General features: G+C 69.8%; 18 protein-coding genes. 8 read left to right on the top strand and 10 right to left on the bottom strand.

Annotated elements, in window-relative coordinates; genetic code table 11:
• The 5 genes from D7V80_RS32885 to D7V80_RS32865 all read right to left on the bottom strand — a co-directional run.
• A partial coding sequence (locus tag D7V80_RS32885; protein WP_233585890.1) for a serine/threonine-protein kinase occupies window positions 1-1151 on the bottom strand: 1151 nt, incomplete at its 3' end.
• Window positions 1148-2014, bottom strand: coding sequence for a DUF2381 family protein (locus D7V80_RS32880; protein WP_120591877.1), 867 nt, complete (start codon window positions 2012-2014; stop codon window positions 1148-1150). The genes D7V80_RS32880 and D7V80_RS32885, both read right to left, overlap by 4 nt.
• A 100-nt stretch (window positions 2015-2114) precedes the next feature.
• Window positions 2115-2870 (bottom strand): DUF5953 family protein, encoded by a 756-nt coding sequence (locus D7V80_RS32875; protein ID WP_120591879.1) that lies wholly within the window; start codon window positions 2868-2870, stop codon window positions 2115-2117.
• A complete protein-coding gene (locus tag D7V80_RS32870) occupies window positions 2867-3784 on the bottom strand; it encodes a DUF6310 domain-containing protein (protein WP_120591878.1) in 918 nt (305 codons plus the stop codon). The genes D7V80_RS32875 and D7V80_RS32870 overlap by 4 nt, the downstream gene beginning before the upstream one ends.
• Before the next feature lie 66 nt (window positions 3785-3850).
• On the bottom strand, window positions 3851-4495 hold the full coding sequence (locus tag D7V80_RS32865) for an HAD family hydrolase (protein ID WP_043322569.1): 645 nt from the start codon (window positions 4493-4495) through the stop codon (window positions 3851-3853).
• 180 nt (window positions 4496-4675) lie between these two features.
• On the opposite strand from D7V80_RS32865, the gene D7V80_RS32860 reads away from it, so the two are divergent.
• On the top strand, window positions 4676-6379 hold the full coding sequence (locus D7V80_RS32860) for an amidohydrolase (RefSeq protein WP_370452576.1): 1704 nt from the start codon (window positions 4676-4678) through the stop codon (window positions 6377-6379).
• Here D7V80_RS32860 and D7V80_RS32855 read toward each other — a convergent pair whose 3' ends face one another.
• Window positions 6380-8401 carry a hypothetical protein gene (locus tag D7V80_RS32855; RefSeq protein ID WP_120591875.1) on the bottom strand — a complete coding sequence of 674 codons (2022 nt, stop codon included), beginning with the start codon at window positions 8399-8401 and terminating at the stop codon, window positions 6380-6382. It lies immediately after the preceding gene.
• On the opposite strand from D7V80_RS32855, the gene D7V80_RS32850 reads away from it, so the two are divergent.
• The gene (locus D7V80_RS32850) at window positions 8303-9751 is read left to right on the top strand and encodes a DUF6068 family protein (protein WP_370452575.1); all 1449 of its coding nucleotides are present in this window, start codon (window positions 8303-8305) and stop codon (window positions 9749-9751) included. The genes D7V80_RS32855 and D7V80_RS32850 overlap by 99 nt on opposite strands.
• Before the next feature lie 62 nt (window positions 9752-9813).
• On the top strand, window positions 9814-11052 hold the full coding sequence (locus D7V80_RS32845) for a DUF6068 family protein (protein WP_120591873.1): 1239 nt from the start codon (window positions 9814-9816) through the stop codon (window positions 11050-11052).
• Between the two features lie 6 nt (window positions 11053-11058).
• Here the strand turns inward: D7V80_RS32845 and D7V80_RS32840 are convergent, their stop codons facing one another.
• Window positions 11059-12894, bottom strand: coding sequence for a patatin-like phospholipase family protein (locus D7V80_RS32840; protein ID WP_120591872.1), 1836 nt, complete (start codon window positions 12892-12894; stop codon window positions 11059-11061).
• Window positions 12895-13066: 172 nt separating this feature from the next.
• On the opposite strand from D7V80_RS32840, the gene D7V80_RS32835 reads away from it, so the two are divergent.
• Window positions 13067-13963: a bestrophin family protein gene (locus D7V80_RS32835; protein WP_120591871.1), complete on the top strand. Its 897-nt coding sequence runs from the start codon at window positions 13067-13069 to the stop codon at window positions 13961-13963.
• Window positions 13964-14040: 77 nt separating this feature from the next.
• On the opposite strand, the gene D7V80_RS32830 is transcribed toward D7V80_RS32835, so the two are convergent.
• Both D7V80_RS32830 and D7V80_RS32825 read right to left on the bottom strand, forming a co-directional pair.
• Entirely contained in the window at window positions 14041-14484 is a 444-nt protein-coding gene (locus D7V80_RS32830; protein ID WP_120591870.1) for an organic hydroperoxide resistance protein, read from the bottom strand.
• A gap of 44 nt (window positions 14485-14528) precedes the next feature.
• Window positions 14529-14969, bottom strand: a complete 441-nt coding sequence (locus D7V80_RS32825) for a MarR family winged helix-turn-helix transcriptional regulator (protein ID WP_120562434.1) — start codon at window positions 14967-14969, stop codon at window positions 14529-14531.
• Window positions 14970-15120: 151 nt separating this feature from the next.
• Between D7V80_RS32825 and D7V80_RS32820 the strand changes: the two genes are divergently transcribed.
• The 4 genes from D7V80_RS32820 (at window position 15121) to D7V80_RS32805 (ending at window position 17873) form a co-directional block, all read left to right on the top strand.
• A complete protein-coding gene (locus D7V80_RS32820; protein ID WP_120591869.1) occupies window positions 15121-15903 on the top strand; it encodes a HipA family kinase in 783 nt (260 codons plus the stop codon).
• A complete protein-coding gene (locus D7V80_RS32815) occupies window positions 15881-16279 on the top strand; it encodes a DUF3037 domain-containing protein (protein ID WP_120591868.1) in 399 nt (132 codons plus the stop codon). The genes D7V80_RS32820 and D7V80_RS32815 overlap by 23 nt, the downstream gene beginning before the upstream one ends.
• Before the next feature lie 150 nt (window positions 16280-16429).
• Window positions 16430-17401, top strand: coding sequence for an endonuclease/exonuclease/phosphatase family protein (locus tag D7V80_RS32810; protein ID WP_120591867.1), 972 nt, complete (start codon window positions 16430-16432; stop codon window positions 17399-17401).
• Between the two features lie 79 nt (window positions 17402-17480).
• On the top strand, window positions 17481-17873 hold the full coding sequence (locus D7V80_RS32805) for a DUF488 domain-containing protein (RefSeq protein ID WP_120591866.1): 393 nt from the start codon (window positions 17481-17483) through the stop codon (window positions 17871-17873).
• On the opposite strand, the gene D7V80_RS32800 is transcribed toward D7V80_RS32805, so the two are convergent.
• The gene (locus D7V80_RS32800; protein ID WP_120591865.1) at window positions 17870-18619 is read right to left on the bottom strand and encodes a J domain-containing protein; all 750 of its coding nucleotides are present in this window, start codon (window positions 18617-18619) and stop codon (window positions 17870-17872) included. The genes D7V80_RS32805 and D7V80_RS32800 overlap by 4 nt on opposite strands.
• Window positions 18620-18720: the final 101 nt, after the last annotated feature.

The following is an 18720-nucleotide window of genomic DNA, read 5'->3' as shown; positions in this document are numbered from 1 at the left end:
GAATGGGGGGTGGCGGGAAGAGGGCGTGGGGTTGCGGCGTCGTGCGACGCGGCAGGCCCGCCGGGGGCGCTCCCTGACGAGCGCCAGAGGGCCGCAGTCACGACGAGCGCGACGATACAAACGACGCCTGCGAGCCACCTTCCCGCGCGAAGCGGTCGCTCCATCATGGCCACACGCCGCTTGAGGGTTTGAGGCGTGGAGGGAATCGCCAGTGTCGCGGGTGTTGGCCCTCCATGACGCTGTTCAGCGGGTGGATGGGCAGGCACGTCATACTCCGTGGAGTGCGCGGTACGGAGATCCGCCAACTCGCGGCGTAGCGCCTCGGTATCGACCGGACGCCCCCTGGGGTCCCGGGCCAGGATGTTCTCGACGAGGTCGCTCAGGGGCGCTGGCACCCGCGCATTCGCCAATCGGGGTGGCGGCGGTGGGAGGGCAGGATTGTTCAAGTCGAAGCGCGGACGAAACTCCGTCGGGCGTGGGTCGGTCAGCAGTTCATGGAGCATGACGCCGACCGCGAAGATTTCGTCGGCGACCTGGAAGGCGTAGCGGGCCCGGTGCTTGTCCTTGTGCTCGCGCAAGAACTTGAACTGCTCGGGCGCGCGATAGCGGTCCGTGCCCGGCGGCAGTCCCCCGTTCGTCAGGTCGTCGGCGAGGGTGTAGGTCGCGCAACTGAAGTCGATGATGACGGGCTCGCCATCGCTCTTGCGGATGAGCACGTTGGACAGCTTCAGGTCCCGATGCAGGATGCCTCGCCCGTGCATGTAGGCCAGCGCACCGGCGATCTTCTCGAAGACCCCGAGGATTTCGCGAACGGTTGGGTGCTTGCGCTCCGCCCACTCCGCGAGCGTCCAGCCGTCCACGTAGTCGAGCGCGAGGTACAGATTCCCACTCTCCGCCAGGCCGTATCCCTGCGGCCGGACGATGTGGGGATGATCCAGCATGAGCAGCGCCGTCAACTCCCGCAGCGTCCGGGCATGGGTCTGCTTGAAGTCGCCGCTGGACTCCCGGTGCTGGGCCACCTTGATGGCCCGGTGCCTGCCGTTCTTTTCGCCAAGGAAGACGAACGCAAAGCCTCCGTCACCGAGTGGCCTGGAGACCTGCCATCCGTCAATCAACGAACCGGGCGGAACGTGGAGCAGCGTCGCGCTCATCGGGCATCCTCCGCGGCGGGCTTCGGGAAGCGCACGTCTGGAATCGTGAGCCGGCGTTCCCCATCCCCACGCACCTCCAGGGTGAGGACGAGGTCTGCTTTCGTCTCTGGCACTTCCACTGCCGCAAGCACGCGTCCTTCCTGTCCTGTAAGGATTGCCCCCGGCTTCTCCGCTACGAGCCGCGCCCGCAGGGGCATGCCGACTCGCCCCACGAACATCGCTTCTCGTGGTGTCCAGGCGGGGCGGTCAGGGCCGTTCCCAATCGTCACGGCAGCCAGAATCCAACCCGTGCCGCGAAAGGCTACGATCGAGTCCCAATTAAGCCCCTGCACGGCGTCGAGCTTGCCTTTGCGGCTGGACGTCGTGACGCCCTTCTCGTCGACGTAGCCGAGCAGCACGAAGTCTTCCGGCTTCGGCGCAGGAGCTTGAGTCGTGGGCTGGCAGGCAGTGTTCGGCGGCTCCGGGCGTTGCACGTCGATCCGGGAGTCCACTTCGGACGGGTCGGTCACGAGTACGAACGCGGCCCGTGTCGGCACTCGACCGTCAGCGAAGAAGACTCCGATCTCCTGTCGCTCGCCCGCATCGAGATTGGCCACGGGCTGAACGATGACGGACCGCTCGCCGGCATCCAGGACGCGGATCCGCGACTCATCGAAGGTCAGCGTTTTCTTCTGGATCGGCGAAGAGAAGAGGAACACCGTCGGCGTGTCCACCGCGATATGGACAACGGGCAGCGGTTCGGTGGGCGTGCTGGCGACGGTGACGAGGCGTTCCCGCCTGACGCGCGCGCTCGGTGCTGACTCAGCCCTCGCAGCAGCCCACACGAGCGCGAGCGCGAGCGCCAATCTGAACGGTTGGGGCAATGGTGCATGACCTCCTGGATGGGAAGGCTACCATCGCCAATGCACGCGCCGTGATGCTCTTTCCTACAGCAGCGGTGATGCACCGGGCTCCTGATTCAGATCAAGGCGCTGCGCGACCGCCGACCTCCGGAAAGCGCTCGTAGGTCCGCTTGAGCGTGTCCAGGTGGGCGGAGTCATCCAGGTCGAGCGGCGCGTCGGTGAGCTGCACGACCCATCCATCCGTCGCCGTGCGCCGCGCCCGTGAGAGCAGCTCGGCGTCGCGGTTCGGATCCGGGAACCCGATGGCCTGCGCGGCGGCGGCGGACCAGTAGTTGAGCCACCCGAGGAACCAGGGAATCTCAGGCGCGGGGAGCTTTTCTGGCAGGTTGATCATGGGAAGCCCACGGGGTGAACACGCTGGCCCATGAGGCGACCGGCGAAACTGTGGCGCGACTTCTGAACCGTAACCATACGGCGACGCATGCCCCCAGAACGAACACGCACCCTCAGCCACGCCCTCAAGCAATGCCGCCGCTACCGCGAGCACGGGCTCGTCCAGTGGCAGCTCTGCATGCACTTCAGACAGGGACTGACTGCCCGGGCTGAGAAGTCCAGGTCTTCCCCTCCCGTTGACCGTCACGGGGTACCGCTCGTCCCCGTTGCACAGAAGAGGGAATCTCCCGTCCTGCGTCCTTTCCGCGAGCCACGCGTCGCGCCGCGGCAATGCGATGGGGCGCACGCCGTTGCCGACTTCCCACTCCAGGCGCAGGCCGGGGAGCGCCTTCTCCATCCCATGGACGACGGCGAGCGTGCGGCCATCCCTGCCTACAAGCGGAGGTGCATAAACAACGAGGGAGAGGGCTTTACGCCTGGTCATCGTTTGCACCCCGTGACGACGACATGAAGTGAGAAGTCCGCTTCGATAAGAGCGTCTTTGTGCTCCTGGGTGCTCACCCCAATGACGAAGTCATATCCACATGTAGCAGCAGCAGTTCGCTCCTTTTGTATTTGCTCCAACTCCCTCTCAATCTCCCGCCGCTGGATGAAGCCAGTGTACGTGTCGAATCGATGGGTCTTGATCTCCCACAGCTTGCGCACGCCAACTTGCAGTGCATCGAGGCGCACTCCGCCAACGAGCACGTCCATCCCGGGGTAACGGTTCGGTGGGAACTTGTCGGCACATTCATTATGTGGGTCGTCCTCGCCCGCGTGAGGCACCGGAACAGGTTCGCAACTGGCGCGTCCCGTCCGGTCCACGGGCACAGGCGGCACTGGGGGCTGCCAGTCTTGCCCCGCCGGCTCGGGCTTCAGCTTGGGCTTGCGTTGCGCTTCGGTTTCCCGGGATGCCACCTTTGTTCCTCGTGAGGGTCCTGCCTCCTCGGGGTAGGCGTGGCGGAGCTCATAGGCATCCATCGCTTCCTTGATGGCGACGCCGACCACCACCACACCCAGCACGATGACGGCGCCCACGGCAATCTCAGGAGCCGCCAGCACGCAGAACCCGATTCCAACGGCTGCGGCGTCAGCAGAGGCGACCGTGCATCTTCCCGTGGTGTCGTGGAACTCGATCCGGTCACGGTCGAGGGTCCGATAGCACTTCTCCACCAACACGGGCCAAGGCCGTGCGGCCTCACGGACGACGCACCGTCCCCCATCGGTCCACGGCAGCTTCGCTGCTCGCTGGAGGTTGGCGAGCCTCGGGTCCCGCACCGTTGGCTCATTCCGGCTCGGCGGCGAAGTAGCGCAGGCCGGGAGGAAGAGCAAAAGTGCAATGCAAGCTCGAAGGCGCATCATCGTCACGTCCCTTCAATCAAGCGCGATGCAAGGTCCAAGGCGGGCCAACCTCCAGCCCCGTTGTCAGACGAGCGGCGGCAGGTGGTGCAGCAGCCGCTCCAGGTCCGGCTGGAGCTCGTCCGGCGTGGCGGTGGCCAGCTCCTCGTGGGCGTGCGTGCCCCAGGTGACGGCGTACGTCTTGAGGCCCGCGGCCTGGCCCGCGCGCAGGTCCAGCGTGGTGTCACCCACCATCCACAGGCCGCCGGTGCCCAGCGCCTTCAGGGCGTGGTGGATGACGTCCGGCGCGGGCTTGTGCGGGAAGCCGTCCGTGCCCTGTACGTGGTGCAGCAGGCCGCCCAGCCCCATCGCGTCCACGAAGCGTCGCGCCATGTCGCCGCGCTTGGTGGTGGCGACGGCGAGCAGGTAGCCCCGCTCGCGCAGCGTGCGCAGGACGCGCTCCACGCCAGGGAAGGGCCGGGAGCGCCGGTGGAAGTTCAGCGGGTAGTGCTCGCGGTAGGCCACGCAGAGCGTGGTGGCGTGCTCCGGAGCGAAGCGCGTGTACATGGCCTCCAGCGGCTGGCCGATGAGCGCGCGCACCTCCGCGACGGAGGGCGCGGGCAGGCCGTGGTGCGTGAAGCCATGGAGGAAGCTGTCGATGATGTCCGGCAGCGAATCCACCAGCGTGCCGTCCAGGTCGAAACAGATGCCGCGAGGGGTCACAGTGCTCACGCGCTATTGCATACGCCCTTTCGCGCGGGGCGTGCACGGATTGTGCGTCGCGGCGAGGCCCGGTCCACGCCCGCCGTGCAGGCATCCCGGACTGGCCGTCGCGCGGGGCGTGCGTCAGAGTGCCGCGCGCGATGCCCCGGGACCTTCCTGCCCGGGCGAACGGTCATGGCGGGTGCGCGAATGATGCGAGGACGTCTCGGTTGGATGCTGGGGGCGCTGGTCCTGTGTGCGGGTGCGGGCTGTTCACGGCGCGTGCCGGAGGGAACGCCCGCGGAGCACGCGGTCGCGAACGCCCCCACGGTGTACGTGGCCCAGCGCATCCGCACGCTGGATGCCGCGAAGCCGGAGGCCCAGGCGCTCGCCGTGCGGGACGGCAAGGTGCTGGCCGTGGGCACGCGCGAGGAGGTGCTCGCCGCGGCGGGTGCCACCGCGCGCGTGGTGGAGCTGGGTGACGCGACGGTGGTCCCGGGCCTCACGGATGCGCACGGCCACCTGGCGGGCCTGGGCCAGGCGCTCGCGGGCGTGCGGCTGGAGGGCACCACGTCGCTGGCGGAGGTGCGCCAGCGGCTGAAGGAGGCCCCGGCCACCGCGTACCAGGGCGACTGGCTGGTCGGTCAGGGCTGGGACCAGAACGACTGGGACACGCCGCGCTTCCCCACCGTCGCGGACATGGGCGAGCACCTGAAGGACACGCCCGTGGCGATGTGGCGCATCGACGGGCACGCGCTGTGGCTCAACGCCGCGGCGCTCAAGCGCGCGAACATCACCCGCGACACCAAGGACCCGGAGGGCGGCACCATCCTGCGCCTGCCGGGGGGCGACCCCAGCGGCGTGCTCGTCGACAACGCCATGGACCTGGCGCTGAAGGCGCTGCCCCCGCCCACCCGTGAGCAGCACGAGGCGCACCTGCGCGCGGCGCTGGAGCACTGCGCCCGAGTGGGGCTCACCGGCGTGCACGACGCCGGCATGGACCTGCGGACCTTCCGCCTGCTCCAGGCCTGGGACGAGGCGGGCACCTTGCCCCTGCGCGTCTACGCCATGGCGGATGGGCAGACGGACGACCGCGTGCAGTACCTCAAGGACGGCCCCTTCCAGGGGAAGCTCCTGACGATGCGCGCGGTGAAGCTGCTCATGGACGGCGCGCTGGGCAGCCGGGGCGCGGCGCTGGGCGCGGCCTACAACGACGAGCCCGGCCACCGCGGCCTGCTGGTGCTGTCCCCGGAGGAGTACGCCTCGCGCGTGCACGCCTTCGTGGGCCGCGGCTTCCAGGTGGCGACGCATGCGATTGGCGACCGCGCCAACACGCTGGTGCTGGACACGGTGCTGCGCGAGCTGGCGGCCACGGGGAAGAAGGACGCGCGCCCCCGCGTGGAGCACGCGCAGATCATGACGGCCGAGGACATCTCCCGGCTGGGCGCGAGCGGCTTCGTCGCGAGCGTGCAGCCCACGCACGCCACCAGCGACATGCCCTGGGCGGAGAAGCGCGTGGGCCCGGAGCGCATCCAGGGCGCCTATGCGTGGCAGAAGCTGAAGGCCGCGGGCGCGGTGCTGGCGCTGGGCAGCGACTTCCCGGTGGAGCGGCCGGACGTGCTCGCGGGGCTGTACGCGGCGCGCACGCGGCAGGATGCCAGCGGCCAGCCGCCGGGCGGGTGGCAGCCGGACCAGCGCCTGAGCGGTGAAGAGGCGCTGGAGGGTTTCACGGTGGGCGCGGCCTACGCGTCCTTCGCGGAAGCCCAGCGCGGCCGGCTGAAGCCGGGCATGGACGCGGACTTCGTGGCGCTGTCGGTGGACCCGGTGGACGCGCCCCCGGCGGACCTGCTCACGGCGCAGGTCCGGCTGACGGTGGTCGCGGGCCGCGAGGTGTTCCGCGCGGACGCGAAGTAGCTACAGGTCCGCTTCGTAGGAGAGCGACTCGATGCGCTGGTTCGTCTCCGCCTGAAGGCGGGTGCGCTCCTGCTCGAGTCGCTCCAGCTCCCGGCCGATGCTCTCCAGCCGGTCCTCCTGCGCGTTGAGCTTGGTGACGAAGCGCTCCACCAGCTCGCGCTGGGACGCGCCGCTCTTGAGCGAGTCGATGTTGGAGCGGATCCGCTCCTGGTCCTTGAAGAGCTGGGTGCGCTCCTCGTTGAGGCGCTGGAGGTCGCGGGCGATGTTCGACTGCTTCTCGCGCATGGCCACCACGTCGCGCAGGACCTGGGCGACGCGCGGGTCGATGAAGCGCGAGTCGAGGAAGAACGACACCTCCTCCAGCCCCAGGTTGCCCAGGTAGTACTGGCGGTGGCCCCGGGTGCGCTCGGTGATGACGAGCGTGTCGGAGGTGCCCGGGGCCAGCTCGCGCTTGAAGCGCCAGAAGCCGTCCGTGGTCTCCGCGGGGGCGACCGTGTCCTTCAACTCCCAGCCGGTGCGCGGGTGCTCCACGAAGAGCACCTGGGGGCGCTTCGCCTTGTTGCGCGCGAGGACCTTGGTGCGGCGCTGGTGGAAGAACTCCACCACCAGGGTGCCCCGGTTGAGCCGCGCGCGGAACACCGGGCCGTCCTCCTGGTCCTCCTCCACGGACATGGTGCAGGACAGCTCCACGGCGTAGGGGACGAAGCGCACGTCGTCAGGCTTGAGCGTGTCGAGCATCGCCTCGCCCACGTAGGTCTCGTCCTCGGTGATGGTGACGGGGCCGCCCTCCAGCGTGAGGCCGGTGGTGTTCTTGAACTCGATGCAGGCCATCGGGTTCTTCTCACGCGTGGCGCGGTTGTAGAGCAGCACGCGGCGGCCCTCGAAGGGCCGGTGCACGATGGGGACGAGCGCGCTCTGGTTGCGGTGCACGGTGACGGGGCGGTCCACGCCGTACTCGAAGAGGTCGCCCACCTCCTTGGTCAGCGTCGTCACGGCGGTGCTCTGCTCCAGCGCCTCGCGCATGCCGCCGCGTCCGCTGCCGCCAATCATGGGGCCGCCCTTGCTCCGCATCATGCGGGGAGCCGCCGCGGGCGCGGCCATGGCGGGCATGATGTTGGACGCCATGTCCGCGGAGCCGAAGGAGTCGTCCACGGACTCCATCATGGGCTCGGCGGGGGCGCTCTCGTAGGCCTCTTGAGGGATGACGGGCGCGACGCCGGTCTCCGATCGCACCTCCACGACGGGGCGGCGCAGGTAGCGGGGGTTGTAGAGGTCGTGGACGAAGGACACGGGCAGGCCCGCGATGAGGGACAGCTCCACGTCCACCCAGTCCTCGTCACCGGTGTTGTCCACCATGGCCCAGCCCTGGAGGAGCGGCGATTGGCCTTCGTCCAGGAGGATGCGGTAGCTGGTCTTCCACACGGGGGACTCCAGCACGTAGCTGACGAACAGCTCGCGCGAGCCCTCTCCGGAGGTGAGGATGGACAGCCGCTTGGAGTCCTTCTTGTACGAGGACATGACGGTGGCCAGGTAGAACTCCAGGTCCTTGCGCACGGCCTCGTCGAGGAACTCCAGCTCGCCCAGCTCCAGCACGTCGAAGGTGCGCAGCGACGCGCCGACGAGCAGCGTGAGGAAGGGGCGCACGACGCTGGCCTCCCCCTGCACGACGGGCAGGGATTCCAGACCGACGATGGCGCCTTCCACCTGCGCGCCGCCGACGCGGGCACGGACGCGGGCGCCCTTCACCTGGCCGAGCAGCGCGGTGAGGCTGCCGTGTTCGGGGATGCGGATGGTGGCTTCGGAGAGGAGCTGCTCCAAAGGCTTGGTGGAGTCGTAGCTCACGGCGGACACGGAGCCGCCGTTCAAATCCAGCACGGTCATGGACTTGAGCACGTCGTTCATGTCGCGCGCCTTGAAGTCCAGGTGCGCGGTTTCGCTGCCGGTCACCTTCCCCCGGCGCTCGAAGTAGCCGACGCCGTGCTTGTAGAGGACGACACGGCGGATGGACAGGGGCGAAGGCATGCGCGGGGCTCCGGGTGCGGTGTGGCTGCGGGACATGGTCTAGCAGCGCCGGGGGATGGGGTTCCACTCCGGGTGGAGTTCCCTGGCGCCGGAAGCCGGTCCGTGCGTCAATGGCAGACAGGGGGCATTCGCCAAGTGCAACGACAGTCTTTTCGCCAGGGATTCATCGCGGTGGCCTGCGGGGCCCTGGTCCTGCTCATGGGCTGCGGGACTTCAAGGCCGCGGGGCTTCAGCACCGTGACGGAGCTCCCCCCGGGAAGCAGCCCGGCCCAAGCGCCCACGTCCTGGCAGGACGCGCGAGTAGGGGACCGCGTGGAGTATGCCTTCTACGCGGACCGGGTCGGTTCGCGCCGGGGGACCAGCGCTTCGGCGGGCCAGCTCGTCGTGGAGGTCATCGCTGTCCGGTCCCCCTGGGTCTGGCTCTTCATCCGGGTGACCCGGAATGACCGCCAACCGCATCCGCATCCGTTCCTGAGCCACGGCTTCGTGCTGCCCATGCGCATGGGCCAGGCCCCGGAGAATCCCCCCGACCCCATCAAGCGTGGAAGCACCAGCGCCACCCGCCAGTGGGCCTTCGCCGCCGGTCAGCATTGGAGCGCCCGACGGATTGCCCGCGACGACTCTCCGGGGGACGGCCCCACGCAGCACCGGCTCTACGCCACGACTCCCGGGCCGCTCTATCTCACCAACGGGTTGCTCCAGGTCCACTTCAGCGCTTTCGGCTACAGCATGTCCGCCGGCCATTCGCTTGCGCTCGTGTCGTTCCAGCGAGGCACGGGCACGGTCCAGGGAACCCCTCCTGTCATGGGCAACCCGTGGGGACCGGGCACCTGGTACGAGACACTGGAGCGCGCCAGTTGGGGTGACGTCAGGAAGCGTGTCTGTCTTGGCGCGGAACAGGGCTACCTGCTGCGCAAGGTCTGGGAAAAACCCCAGGGCGAGGCCCGGTGCGATGACTTCCAGGGCGCGGAGGTCATTGCCTTGGAGGATGCGTTGATCAACCTCGTCAACGACTCCGTCTACATTCCCAGCTGGCCACCTCGTGATTACGGAGCCCCGCTCCCCAGGAAGGTGCGGGTCCAACTGGGACAGGAGTCCGTAGTGGCATACCTCGAAGAAGGTCCTGATGAACGAAACGGCGGCTCATCCTTGATGCGGTCCAGGACCTATCCCACTGACATGTGGAGTCCCGTGCTCCGGGGGCTCCCCATGGAAGTCCGTTTCGAGCGGCTCTCCGAATCCGTGTACCGACAGTCCGGGGGAGGAGCGCGTGAATACCGCTCGGACAGCCGGCTCCTCCGCTGGGGCACGTGGCTGGAGGACAGCGAGCTGTCGACCAGCGCACGTTGACCCCGCGCATGCGGAAACCCTCCACGCGGATCCGCGCGGGGCTCCGTGTATCTAGCGACCGCATGCGACGCCCCCTCCTCCGCGCTCCCCTCCTGCTGTGCTCCGCGCTCCTCCTGGGCACGGGCTGCGAGAGCATGAAGCCCCGTGCCGTCTCCCCCTCCGACGGCACCACCACCGCCACCGAACAACCCGACGCCTCCGCCCCGACCGAGGCCTCCGTGCTGGACGCCGGGGTTCCCACCCCGGACTCCACGCCCTCACCGTGGCAGCGCGCCCGCGTGGGCGACCGCGTGGAGTACGCCTTCTCCGCCCACCGGGGCCGCCCCGGCGCGGACACCGGCGTGGGCGTGGCCGGCCATGTCGTGCTGGAGGTCATCGCCGTCCAGGCGCCGTGGGCGTGGCTCACCGTCACCTTCGCGGATGATCAGGGCAGGCCCCTGGCCCACCCGCGCCTCTCCCAGCCCCGCGTGCTGCCCATGCGCATGGAGGAGACGCAGCCCTGGAAGGAAGAACACCGCGGCCAGCGCTCCGCCGAACAGACCACCGCCGCCGGACGCACCTGGGATGCCCGCCGCTTCCTGGACGACCGCCGCCCCAGCGACGGCCCCCTCCAGAACCGCCTCTACGCCAATGAGCCCGGCCCGCTGTACCTCACCCATGGGCTGCTCGACGCCAGCACCACGCTCTCCGGCTTCGGCGCCAGCGGCAGCCAGCAGCTCACGCTCGTGTCCTTCCGCCAGGGCTCCGACGCCGAGGGCACCGTGCCCGTGCTCGACCGCCCCTGGGGCCCGGGCACCTGGTACGACGTGCGCCAGGACCTCTCCGGCACCTCCTCCGTGCGCCGCGTCTGCCTGGGCGCCGAGCGCGGCTTCGTCCTTCGCAAGGAGCTGACCGGCCCCACCGGCGACGCCCCCTGCGCCGACCTCCGCGACGCGGAAGCCCAGCCCCTGGAAGAGGCCCTGCTCGCCGCCGTCAGCGAAGCCGTCAGCCAGCCGCAGCAGTGGCCTCCCGTCGCCGCAGGCACCGCGCCGCCGCGCCGGGAGACGTTCACCGTCGCCCAGCACCCCATCCCCGCCTTCGTCCTCGAAGCGCCCGCGGGCGGGGGCGCCGAGCGCCGCGTGCAGGTCATCACCTACGCCACCGACCCCTGGGGCGCCGCGCTGAACGGACTCGCGGACGAGGCCCGCTTCATCCCGCTCGCGGACACCACCTACCGCGCCCCGCCGAAGGGCAAGCGCGTGCCCGAGGACGGCACCGCGCTCGCCGGCTGGGGCAAGTGGGTCATCGACGGCGGCAGGTAGCGCGCGTCAGTCGTCACACGAGCGGCGCTCCGGCTTGTCCGCGCGGCACTGCGCCACGGACGGGAGCGCCTCGCGCGCCTCGTCCGCAACCTCCACCAGCTGGCGTGCGCACTCCTTGGCCGCCAGCGTGCCCTGGATGTCGAAGAGGGACAGCACCTCCTTGCAGCGCTTCTGCATGGACTCCACGCCCGCCACGAAGAGCGGCTGCATCACCTCCGGCGTGAACGAGTAGCCGCTCGCCGTCGCCAGCCCCGTCTCCGGCTTGAACATCCACGTGCTGCGCCAGCTGCTCGCGACCTGGTCGAAGCGCGCCGAGCCCATCCACACCGCCTGCCCCGCCCCCGGCCCCGCCATCTGCGGCTGGAAGCCCGTGCCCTTGCGGCGGCAGAAGTCCTCCGTCGCGCCGCGCAGCGTGCAGACGTTGTACTCGCCCAGCCGGCGCGTCACCGCGAGCAACTCCGCCTGCTGCACCTCCGCCACGCGCGGCTGCGCCACGAACAAGTCGATGGTGCGCATCAGCACGCTCATCGCGTTCTTCGGATCCATGGCCGGTGACGGGTTCATCCCCCCCGTCGAAATCACCAGCACGCGCTCCGCTCCACGCTGCACCGCCTGGAGCAGCGGGAGCCCGGAGCGCACGCCGCCGTCGTAGTACGTCCCCGTGCGGTCACCGGTCGCCGACGGCAGCTTGACCGCCGGGTTCGACAGCACCGGCTCCGCGATGGACGCCACGATGGCGTGCACCATGCCGCCCTTGCGCTGCTTGTCCGACGCGCCCGGCTTGAAGTCCGCCGGGTCCTGGTCGCTCACGCTGAACACGTCGCCCGTCTGGAAATCCACCGACACCGACACCAGCTCCGTGCCGTTGTGCAGCATCTCCGGCTGGATGAACTGCTCCAGCTTCGCGTAGACGCCGTCGAACTTCACCAGGCCCCGCGTGTCCTCCGCCAGGTTCCACAGCCACGTGGAGTTCACGCAGTACAGGTCCGACTCCACCGTGCACGTGTAGTTGCCCAACAAGAGCCGCCGCGCGTTCGCCTCCTGCCCCGGCGTGTGGAACAGGTCCACCAGCGTGCTGATGAGCGCGCCCGTGCTCGTCCCCGCCGCCAGGTCGATTCGTGCGTCCCCGCACCCCTCCGGCGCGGGCTTGCCCCGGCACTGCTCCAGGATGCCCAGCAGCCGCCACATGGCCCCAGCGCTGAACGCTCCGTTGGCCCCGCCGCCGCTCAGCACCACCGCGTTGCTGGGCCGCTGCAGGTCGCGGCGCCACGAACGCGCCCGCACGTACGCCGCCGCGGAGGCCGCGCCCCGCTGGATGCCCTGCGCGAGCACCTCGCGCGTCAGCGGCACCTCCAGCGACTGCTGCAACGCCGCGACCGACGGGCCAATCCCCATCGCGTTCGCGAGGAAGCGCTGCGCGTCCACCTCCTCGGCGGCCGGCGCCCCCGCGGAGAAGGACTGCGCCGGCAGCGGCACGCCCCACGCCGCCGCCCTCACCGTCCGGTCGACGTAGCCCGCGCGCTCGGCGTTCTCATAGCAGGACGCCGTGTCGTTGCCCGCGTGCTGGACCAGGCACGCCGACATGTCCAGCACGGCCTCTGGAGACGCGCCCAGCGCCTCCATCCACGCGCCTACGCGCGCGGGATCCACATAGGAGTCCGTCAGCTGCGCGCGCGTCAGCCCCGCCACGCGCTCCACCGCCGCCACCCGGATCGGCTGGTCCTTCGGCTCCGGCGAGTCCGGAGCGTTGAGCGTGTCCAAGAGGACGTCCGTGCGCAGGAAGCTGCAACCGCTCGCCGTGGCGGCGAGGAACATCAGCAGGGGCGTGAGGTGACGGCGCATGGAAGACACCTCCTTGACGAGGGAGTGGACGGACCGTCTTCCTCCTTAGCCGAAGCCCCCGACACCCGGCCATCACCCGAAGCGTCCTGCATCCGCAATCGCGCAAAGCACTGCTCGCGACGCGTCGCGGTGTGGTTAGCATGCGCCTCCCGTCCCGGAGGGTATCCCCTACATGGTTGAGTATGACCCGCATCGCTGGTGGAGCTACTTCCACTACCTGCGCGGTTCGATGGTGAAGGAGATCGTCGGCCGAGTGTTGATGTGCGTTGTCTGGGCCGCGGCCGTGGTGGGCTTCCACCAGGAGGTGGTCAACGTGGGCGTGCCCCCGACGGTGCACACGCTGGCGGGCATCTCGCTGAGCCTCCTGCTCGTGTTCCGCACCAACGCCTCCTATGACCGCTTCTGGGAGGGCCGGAAGCTGTGGGGCGGCATCGTCAACGAGACGCGCAACCTGCTCCGCGCGTCGGAGCCCTTCCTGGGCCGCACGGAGCTGTTCGCCCCGCTGGTGCGCTGGACGGCCGCGTTCCCCTTCGCCGCCGCCGCGTGGCTGCGCGGCCAGCAGCGGCACCTGGGCCCCCACACGGACCCCCTGCCCTCCGGGGAGGTGACGGACGTGCTCAAGGCCCAGCACGTGCCCCTCAACGTGGCCCGCCGGATGACCGCCGTGCTGGACGAGGGCCGCCGCCAGGGGCTCTATCCCGAGTACGTCCAGATGCAGCTGGACCAGAACGTCCACCTGCTCATCGACTACCTGGGAGGTTGTGAGCGCATCCACCGCACGCCCATGCCCTTCGCGTACATGGTGCACCTGCGCCGCGCGCTCATCCTCTACTGCTTCACCCTGCCCTTCGCCCTGGTGGACACCTTTGGCTGGGTGACAGTCGTGGCCACGTTCGTCGTCGCGTATGTCTTCTTTGGTATCGAGGAGATCGGCGTCGAGATTGAAGACCCCTTCGGCACGGACGACAACGACCTGCCGCTCGACACCATCTGCCAGAACATCCAGAACAACCTGCTGGCGCTCCTGCCGGCCTCCGCCGCGGGCACGCAAGACGACTCCGCCACCTGAGCCCGCTGTAGCGGTCCACGCGCGGAGGCACCGGGCTCCCCACGTGAAGGGAGCCCGGGTCCGCGCTTCGTGAAGGACTACTCCGCGACGGAGACCTTCACCTCGATGTTGCCGCGCGTGGCGTTGGAGTACGGGCACACCTGGTGGGCCGCCGCCATCAGCTTCTCCGCCTCCTCGCGGGGGATGCCCGGGAGGATGCCCGTGAGCTCCACCGCCAGGCCGAAGCCGCCATCGGGCGTCTTGCCGATGGTGACGGTGGCCTTCACGCCGGCCTTCTCGTCCAGCTTCTTGCCGGCCTTGCCCGCGACCAGGCGCAGCGCGCTCTCGAAGCAGGAGGAGAAGCCCGCGGCGAAGAGCTGCTCGGGGTTGGTGGCCGTCTCCTTGCCGGAGCCGCCCAGCTGCTTCGGCATGGCCAGCTCCAGGCCGTCCAGCGGGCTGTTCTCCAGCAGCAGCTTGCCGTTGCGGCCGCCGTGCGTGATGGCGGTGGTGGAGTAGAGCGGCGAGATCTGGACCGGGGCCATGGTGTTGCTCCTTCGTGACGTCGTGAGTGGAAACCGCGTGTGTCTCAAGCGCTGCGTGAAACCTTCTCGAACAACCGCTGGATGTCCCGGCGCAGCCGCGCCAGCTCCTCCAGTGAAAGGCCCGTGCGGCAGACGATGGCCTCCGGGATGGACGCGGCCTTGCGGCGCAGGGCCTTTCCCGGCGCGGTGAGCGACACCGTCACCGACCGCGCGTCTTCCTTGGAGCGCTCGCGGCGTACGAAGCCCAGCGTCTCCAGCCGCTTGAGCAGCGGCGTGAGCGTCCCCGAGTCCAGGTACAGCTTCTCCCCCAGCTCCTTCACCGACACCCCGTCCGTCTCCCAGAGCACCAGCATCACCAGGTACTGCGGATAGGTGAGCCCCAGCTTCGCCAGGAGCGGCGTGTAGGCCTGCACCATCGCGCGCGACGCCGCGTAGAGCGGGAAGCACAGCTGCAGGTCCAGCCGGAGGAAGTCATCCGTCGACATGGGGAATATGTAGTGCGCAATTCAATTGCGCGCAACTGAATCGGCGGCGCGCGAGGGGAAGCACCGTCAGGTGTAGGGTGTTTCCCCCGTCGGGCAGGGCCGTGGTACAGCCGCCACCCCCGGAGTGCCCGGGAACTGTCGAGGACGAGTGATGCTCAGGACGGTCACCGCCACGCGCTACGTGACGCCCTTGCGCGAGGGGGGCTCATTGCCCGCCATCGTGGAGGCGAACGACGCGGGGCTCTATGTCGTGAAGTTCCGTGGGGCGGGCCAGGGGGCCAAGGCGCTCATCGCGGAGCTGTTGGCGGGTGAGCTTGCTCGCGTGCTGGGCCTGCGGGTGCCGGAGCTGGTGTTCGTGGAGCTGGACGTGTCGCTGGGGCGCAACGAGCCGGACAGCGAGATCCGAGAGCTGCTCAAGTCGAGCGCGGGGTTGAACCTGGCGCTGGACTACCTGCCGCGTTCGGTGACGTTCGACCCGCTGGCGGTGCCGGTGCCGGAGGCGCAGGTGGCGTCCACCATCGTGGCGTTCGACGCGTTCGTGACGAACGTGGACCGCACGCCGAAGAACCCCAACCTCCTGGTGTGGCACCGCAACCTCTGGCTCATCGACCACGGGGCGGCGATGTACTTCCACCACTCGTGGGACGGGTGGGAGGAGCGCAGCCAGACGCGCTTCGCGCCCATCAAGGACCACGTGCTCTTGCCGTGGGCGCACGGGCTGGCGGAGGCCGGGGACCTGCTCCAGGCGCGGGTGACGCGGGAGGTGGTGGAGCGCATCGTGGGGTCCATTCCGGAGGCGTGGCTGGGCCAGGAGCCCGCGTTCGCGTCCACGGCGGAGCACCGCGCGGCGTACGTGACGTGGCTGATGCGCAGGCTGGAAGCGGCGCCGGCGTTCATCGAGGAGGCGACGCGTGCCCACGCCCAGCTCGTTTGATTACGCCATCATCCGGCTGGTGCCTCGCGTGGAGCGCGAGGAGTTCATCAACGTGGGCGTCGTCCTCTTCTGCGTGCAGCACCGCTTCCTGGGCGCGCGCGTGGAGCTGGACGTGGCGCGGCTGAAGGCGCTGTCACCGGACGCGGACGTGGAGCTGCTCGCGGGCCACCTGGAGAGCTTCCGCCGCGTGTGCGTGGGCGGGAAGGACGCGGGGCCCATCGGGCGGCTGCCGCAGAAGGAGCGCTGGCACTGGCTGGTGGCCCCGCGGAGCACGATGCTCCAGACGGGCCCGGTGCACGCGGGCCTGTGTGAGGACCCGGACCGCGCGCTGGAGCACCTGCTGGACACGATGGTGCGGGTGAAGCCCGCTCCGTGAGCAGCCGGGCGGGCGGGCGCTTCGGCCGCCTGCCAGCACATCGCGGATGGCGCCGGCGCATCCCATGGTGAAGAGAGCAGGGAGGCCTGGACGTTCGTCCCAGGGCTTCCCATTTTTCACCGCGAGGCACGGGGAGATAGCGACCGGACCATGGAGCCGTCAGCGCTGCGCATCGTCACGTACAACGTCCGCTACTTCGGCCACATGCTGAGGGGGCTCGCGAGCACCCTGGGCCCCAAGCGCCGGGTGGCTGCCGCCCTGGCCACCCTGGACCCGTTGCCGGACATCGTCTGCCTCCAGGAGGTGGAGACCTCCTCGCTGCGCAGCAACATCGTGCACCGGCCCACCCGCCCGGGTGAGACGCAGCTGGAAGCCTTCATGACGCGCGTGGAGGAGACGTTCGCCCTCCAGGGGAGGGCCATGCCCTACGAGGCGTTCTACTTCCGCGCGCACCACTACAAGGTGGGGGAGCTGTCGCTGTACACGACGGGGCTGGCGATGCTCGTCAACACGCGCACGCTCCAGGTGGACCGGCACAACGTGGAGGCGCCGGAGCACATCACGCACCACCACGTGCAGGGGCTCAAGGAGCGCAAGCAGAGCCGCATCTGCGCGCACATGCGCGTCATCCGCCGCGCGGACCAGCGCGCGTTCCACATCTTCAACACGCACCTGAGCCTGCCCACGCCGTTCGCCCGCGAGTTCTGGGCCACGCGCGACAAGATGGGCTGCGGCGTCAACCAGCTCCACGAGGCGAAGAAGCTCACGGGCTTCATCGGGCTGCACGCGAAGGAGGAGCCGTTCGTGGTGTGCGGCGACTTCAACTCGCCGCCGTCGTCGCCGGTGTTCCGCTATCTCACGGGGGATGCGCACCTGACGTGCGCCCAGGCGGCGGTGGGGCAGATCAACCCGACCCTGTCGCGAGCCTTCCCCACCGCGGGCTTCATGCACATGCGCATGCACCTGGACCACCTGTTCTCCGGTGGCGGCGTGAGCTGGCTGGACACGGAGGAGACGCGGCCCTTCGGAGACCTGACCAGCCGCTTCCACGGCCTGTCCGACCACGTGCCGCTCATCGCGCGCTTCCGGCTGGCCGCACCGGCGCCCGCGCTGGTGACCTGAGAAGCGGGCCGCCGCGTCCCCGGTGGGCGCTCCCCTCGCGCGCGTCGCGTGGGCAGAGTGCCCTTGGGAGAGCGCGACGATGATTCGACTCCAGCGCGTTTATGACGAGCACGGCCCGGCCCCTCGGGCGGGGACCCGCTTCCTGGTGGACCGGCTGTGGCCTCGGGGGCTCAAGAAGGCGGACCTCCATCTGGATGGCTGGCCTCGCGAGGTGGGGCCCAGCACGGAGCTGCGGCGGTGGTTCGCCCACGACGTGGAGCGCTGGGATGAGTTCCGGCGCCGGTACACCCGCGAGCTGGACGCGCACCACGACGCGTGGGAGCCGCTGCTCGAGGCCGCGCGCCACGGCCGCGTCACCCTGCTCTTCGGTGCCCGCGACACCGAGCACAACAACGCCGTGGTGTTGAAGGACTACCTGGAGGCCCGGCTGAAGCGCCCCGCGCGAACGAAGCCGCGCCGCACGGTGCACTAGTCCGCGTCGCGCTCCAGCGCCTCCCACGCGTCCAGGATTTCGCGCGTGCGGCGCTCGGCGAGCGCGTGGAACTCCGGCGCCAGGTGGGCCACCTTGTCCGGGTGGTACTGCGCGATGAGCGTGCGGAACGCCTTGCGCGCCTCGTCCTTGGGGGTGCCCCGCTCGATGCCCAGCACCGTCCAGGGGTCCTTGGCCTTGGGCGCGGCGGGCGGCGGGTTCACGACACGGCTTCCACGCGGGGGCGTGGCTTCATCATTCGCGGGCCCGTAGCGCGGCGGAGCCCTGGGCGCGGGTTCCGGGCGGCGGTGGCCGGGGCGCTTCTCCGGGTCGGGCGCGGGGATGCCGTGAGACAGGCGGCTCAGGGCCTCCTGGAGGAACCACAGGTCTTCAGCGGGACTCGCGTGCTTGCGCACCACCGCGCGCGGCTTGCCTCCCTCCAGCAGCACGTAGCCCGTGGCCGCCGCGTAGGCGCGCTTCTTGTCCTCCGGATAGAGCCGGTCGCCCAGGTCCCCCAGCGGATCCCGCCACATGCCTTCCGTGGTGCCTTCGTCCGCCACGATGACCTGCGCCAGCACGTGCCCGAACCGGTCCTCCAGCGCCGCGAAGGGCTCGCGCCCCTGCGGTGGCCGCGTCATCGCCGCGCCGTGGCGCACGCCGGCCACCAGCAGCAGCCCCTGCGCCGCATCCACGAACGAGAAGAGCTTCTCGCGGACCTGCTTGTCGGAGAAGTAGAGAACGGCCTGCACGGTCCTCCCATCTTAGGACCTTCGCGCCCCGGCCCCCATCCGTTCCCCTCCCAACCTGGCGGGCCCGTCCCCAGGAATTCCGACAAGACGCGGTTCAAAGC

The sequence above is a fragment of the Corallococcus sp. CA054B genome (assembly GCF_003611625.1).
GTDB classification, from domain to species: domain Bacteria; phylum Myxococcota; class Myxococcia; order Myxococcales; family Myxococcaceae; genus Corallococcus; species Corallococcus coralloides.
This window is presented reverse-complemented; position numbering and strand designations above follow the sequence as displayed.

What these genes read in the sequence shown, in the direction of transcription:
- D7V80_RS32870 (WP_120591878.1), bottom strand. Translation starts at nt 3,784, where the DNA reads ATGCGCCTTCGAGCTTGCATTGCACTTTTGCTCTTCCTCCCGGCCTGC.
- D7V80_RS32875 (WP_120591879.1), bottom strand. Translation starts at nt 2,870, where the DNA reads ATGACCAGGCGTAAAGCCCTCTCCCTCGTTGTTTATGCACCTCCGCTT.
- D7V80_RS32845 (WP_120591873.1), top strand. Translation starts at nt 9,814, where the DNA reads ATGCGACGCCCCCTCCTCCGCGCTCCCCTCCTGCTGTGCTCCGCGCTC.
- D7V80_RS32855 (WP_120591875.1), bottom strand. Translation starts at nt 8,401, where the DNA reads ATGCCTTCGCCCCTGTCCATCCGCCGTGTCGTCCTCTACAAGCACGGC.
- D7V80_RS32840 (WP_120591872.1), bottom strand. Translation starts at nt 12,894, where the DNA reads ATGCGCCGTCACCTCACGCCCCTGCTGATGTTCCTCGCCGCCACGGCG.
- D7V80_RS32820 (WP_120591869.1), top strand. Translation starts at nt 15,121, where the DNA reads ATGCTCAGGACGGTCACCGCCACGCGCTACGTGACGCCCTTGCGCGAG.
- D7V80_RS32860 (WP_370452576.1), top strand. Translation starts at nt 4,676, where the DNA reads ATGATGCGAGGACGTCTCGGTTGGATGCTGGGGGCGCTGGTCCTGTGT.
- D7V80_RS32835 (WP_120591871.1), top strand. Translation starts at nt 13,067, where the DNA reads ATGGTTGAGTATGACCCGCATCGCTGGTGGAGCTACTTCCACTACCTG.
- D7V80_RS32825 (WP_120562434.1), bottom strand. Translation starts at nt 14,969, where the DNA reads ATGTCGACGGATGACTTCCTCCGGCTGGACCTGCAGCTGTGCTTCCCG.
- D7V80_RS32830 (WP_120591870.1), bottom strand. Translation starts at nt 14,484, where the DNA reads ATGGCCCCGGTCCAGATCTCGCCGCTCTACTCCACCACCGCCATCACG.
- D7V80_RS32805 (WP_120591866.1), top strand. Translation starts at nt 17,481, where the DNA reads ATGATTCGACTCCAGCGCGTTTATGACGAGCACGGCCCGGCCCCTCGG.
- D7V80_RS32810 (WP_120591867.1), top strand. Translation starts at nt 16,430, where the DNA reads ATGGAGCCGTCAGCGCTGCGCATCGTCACGTACAACGTCCGCTACTTC.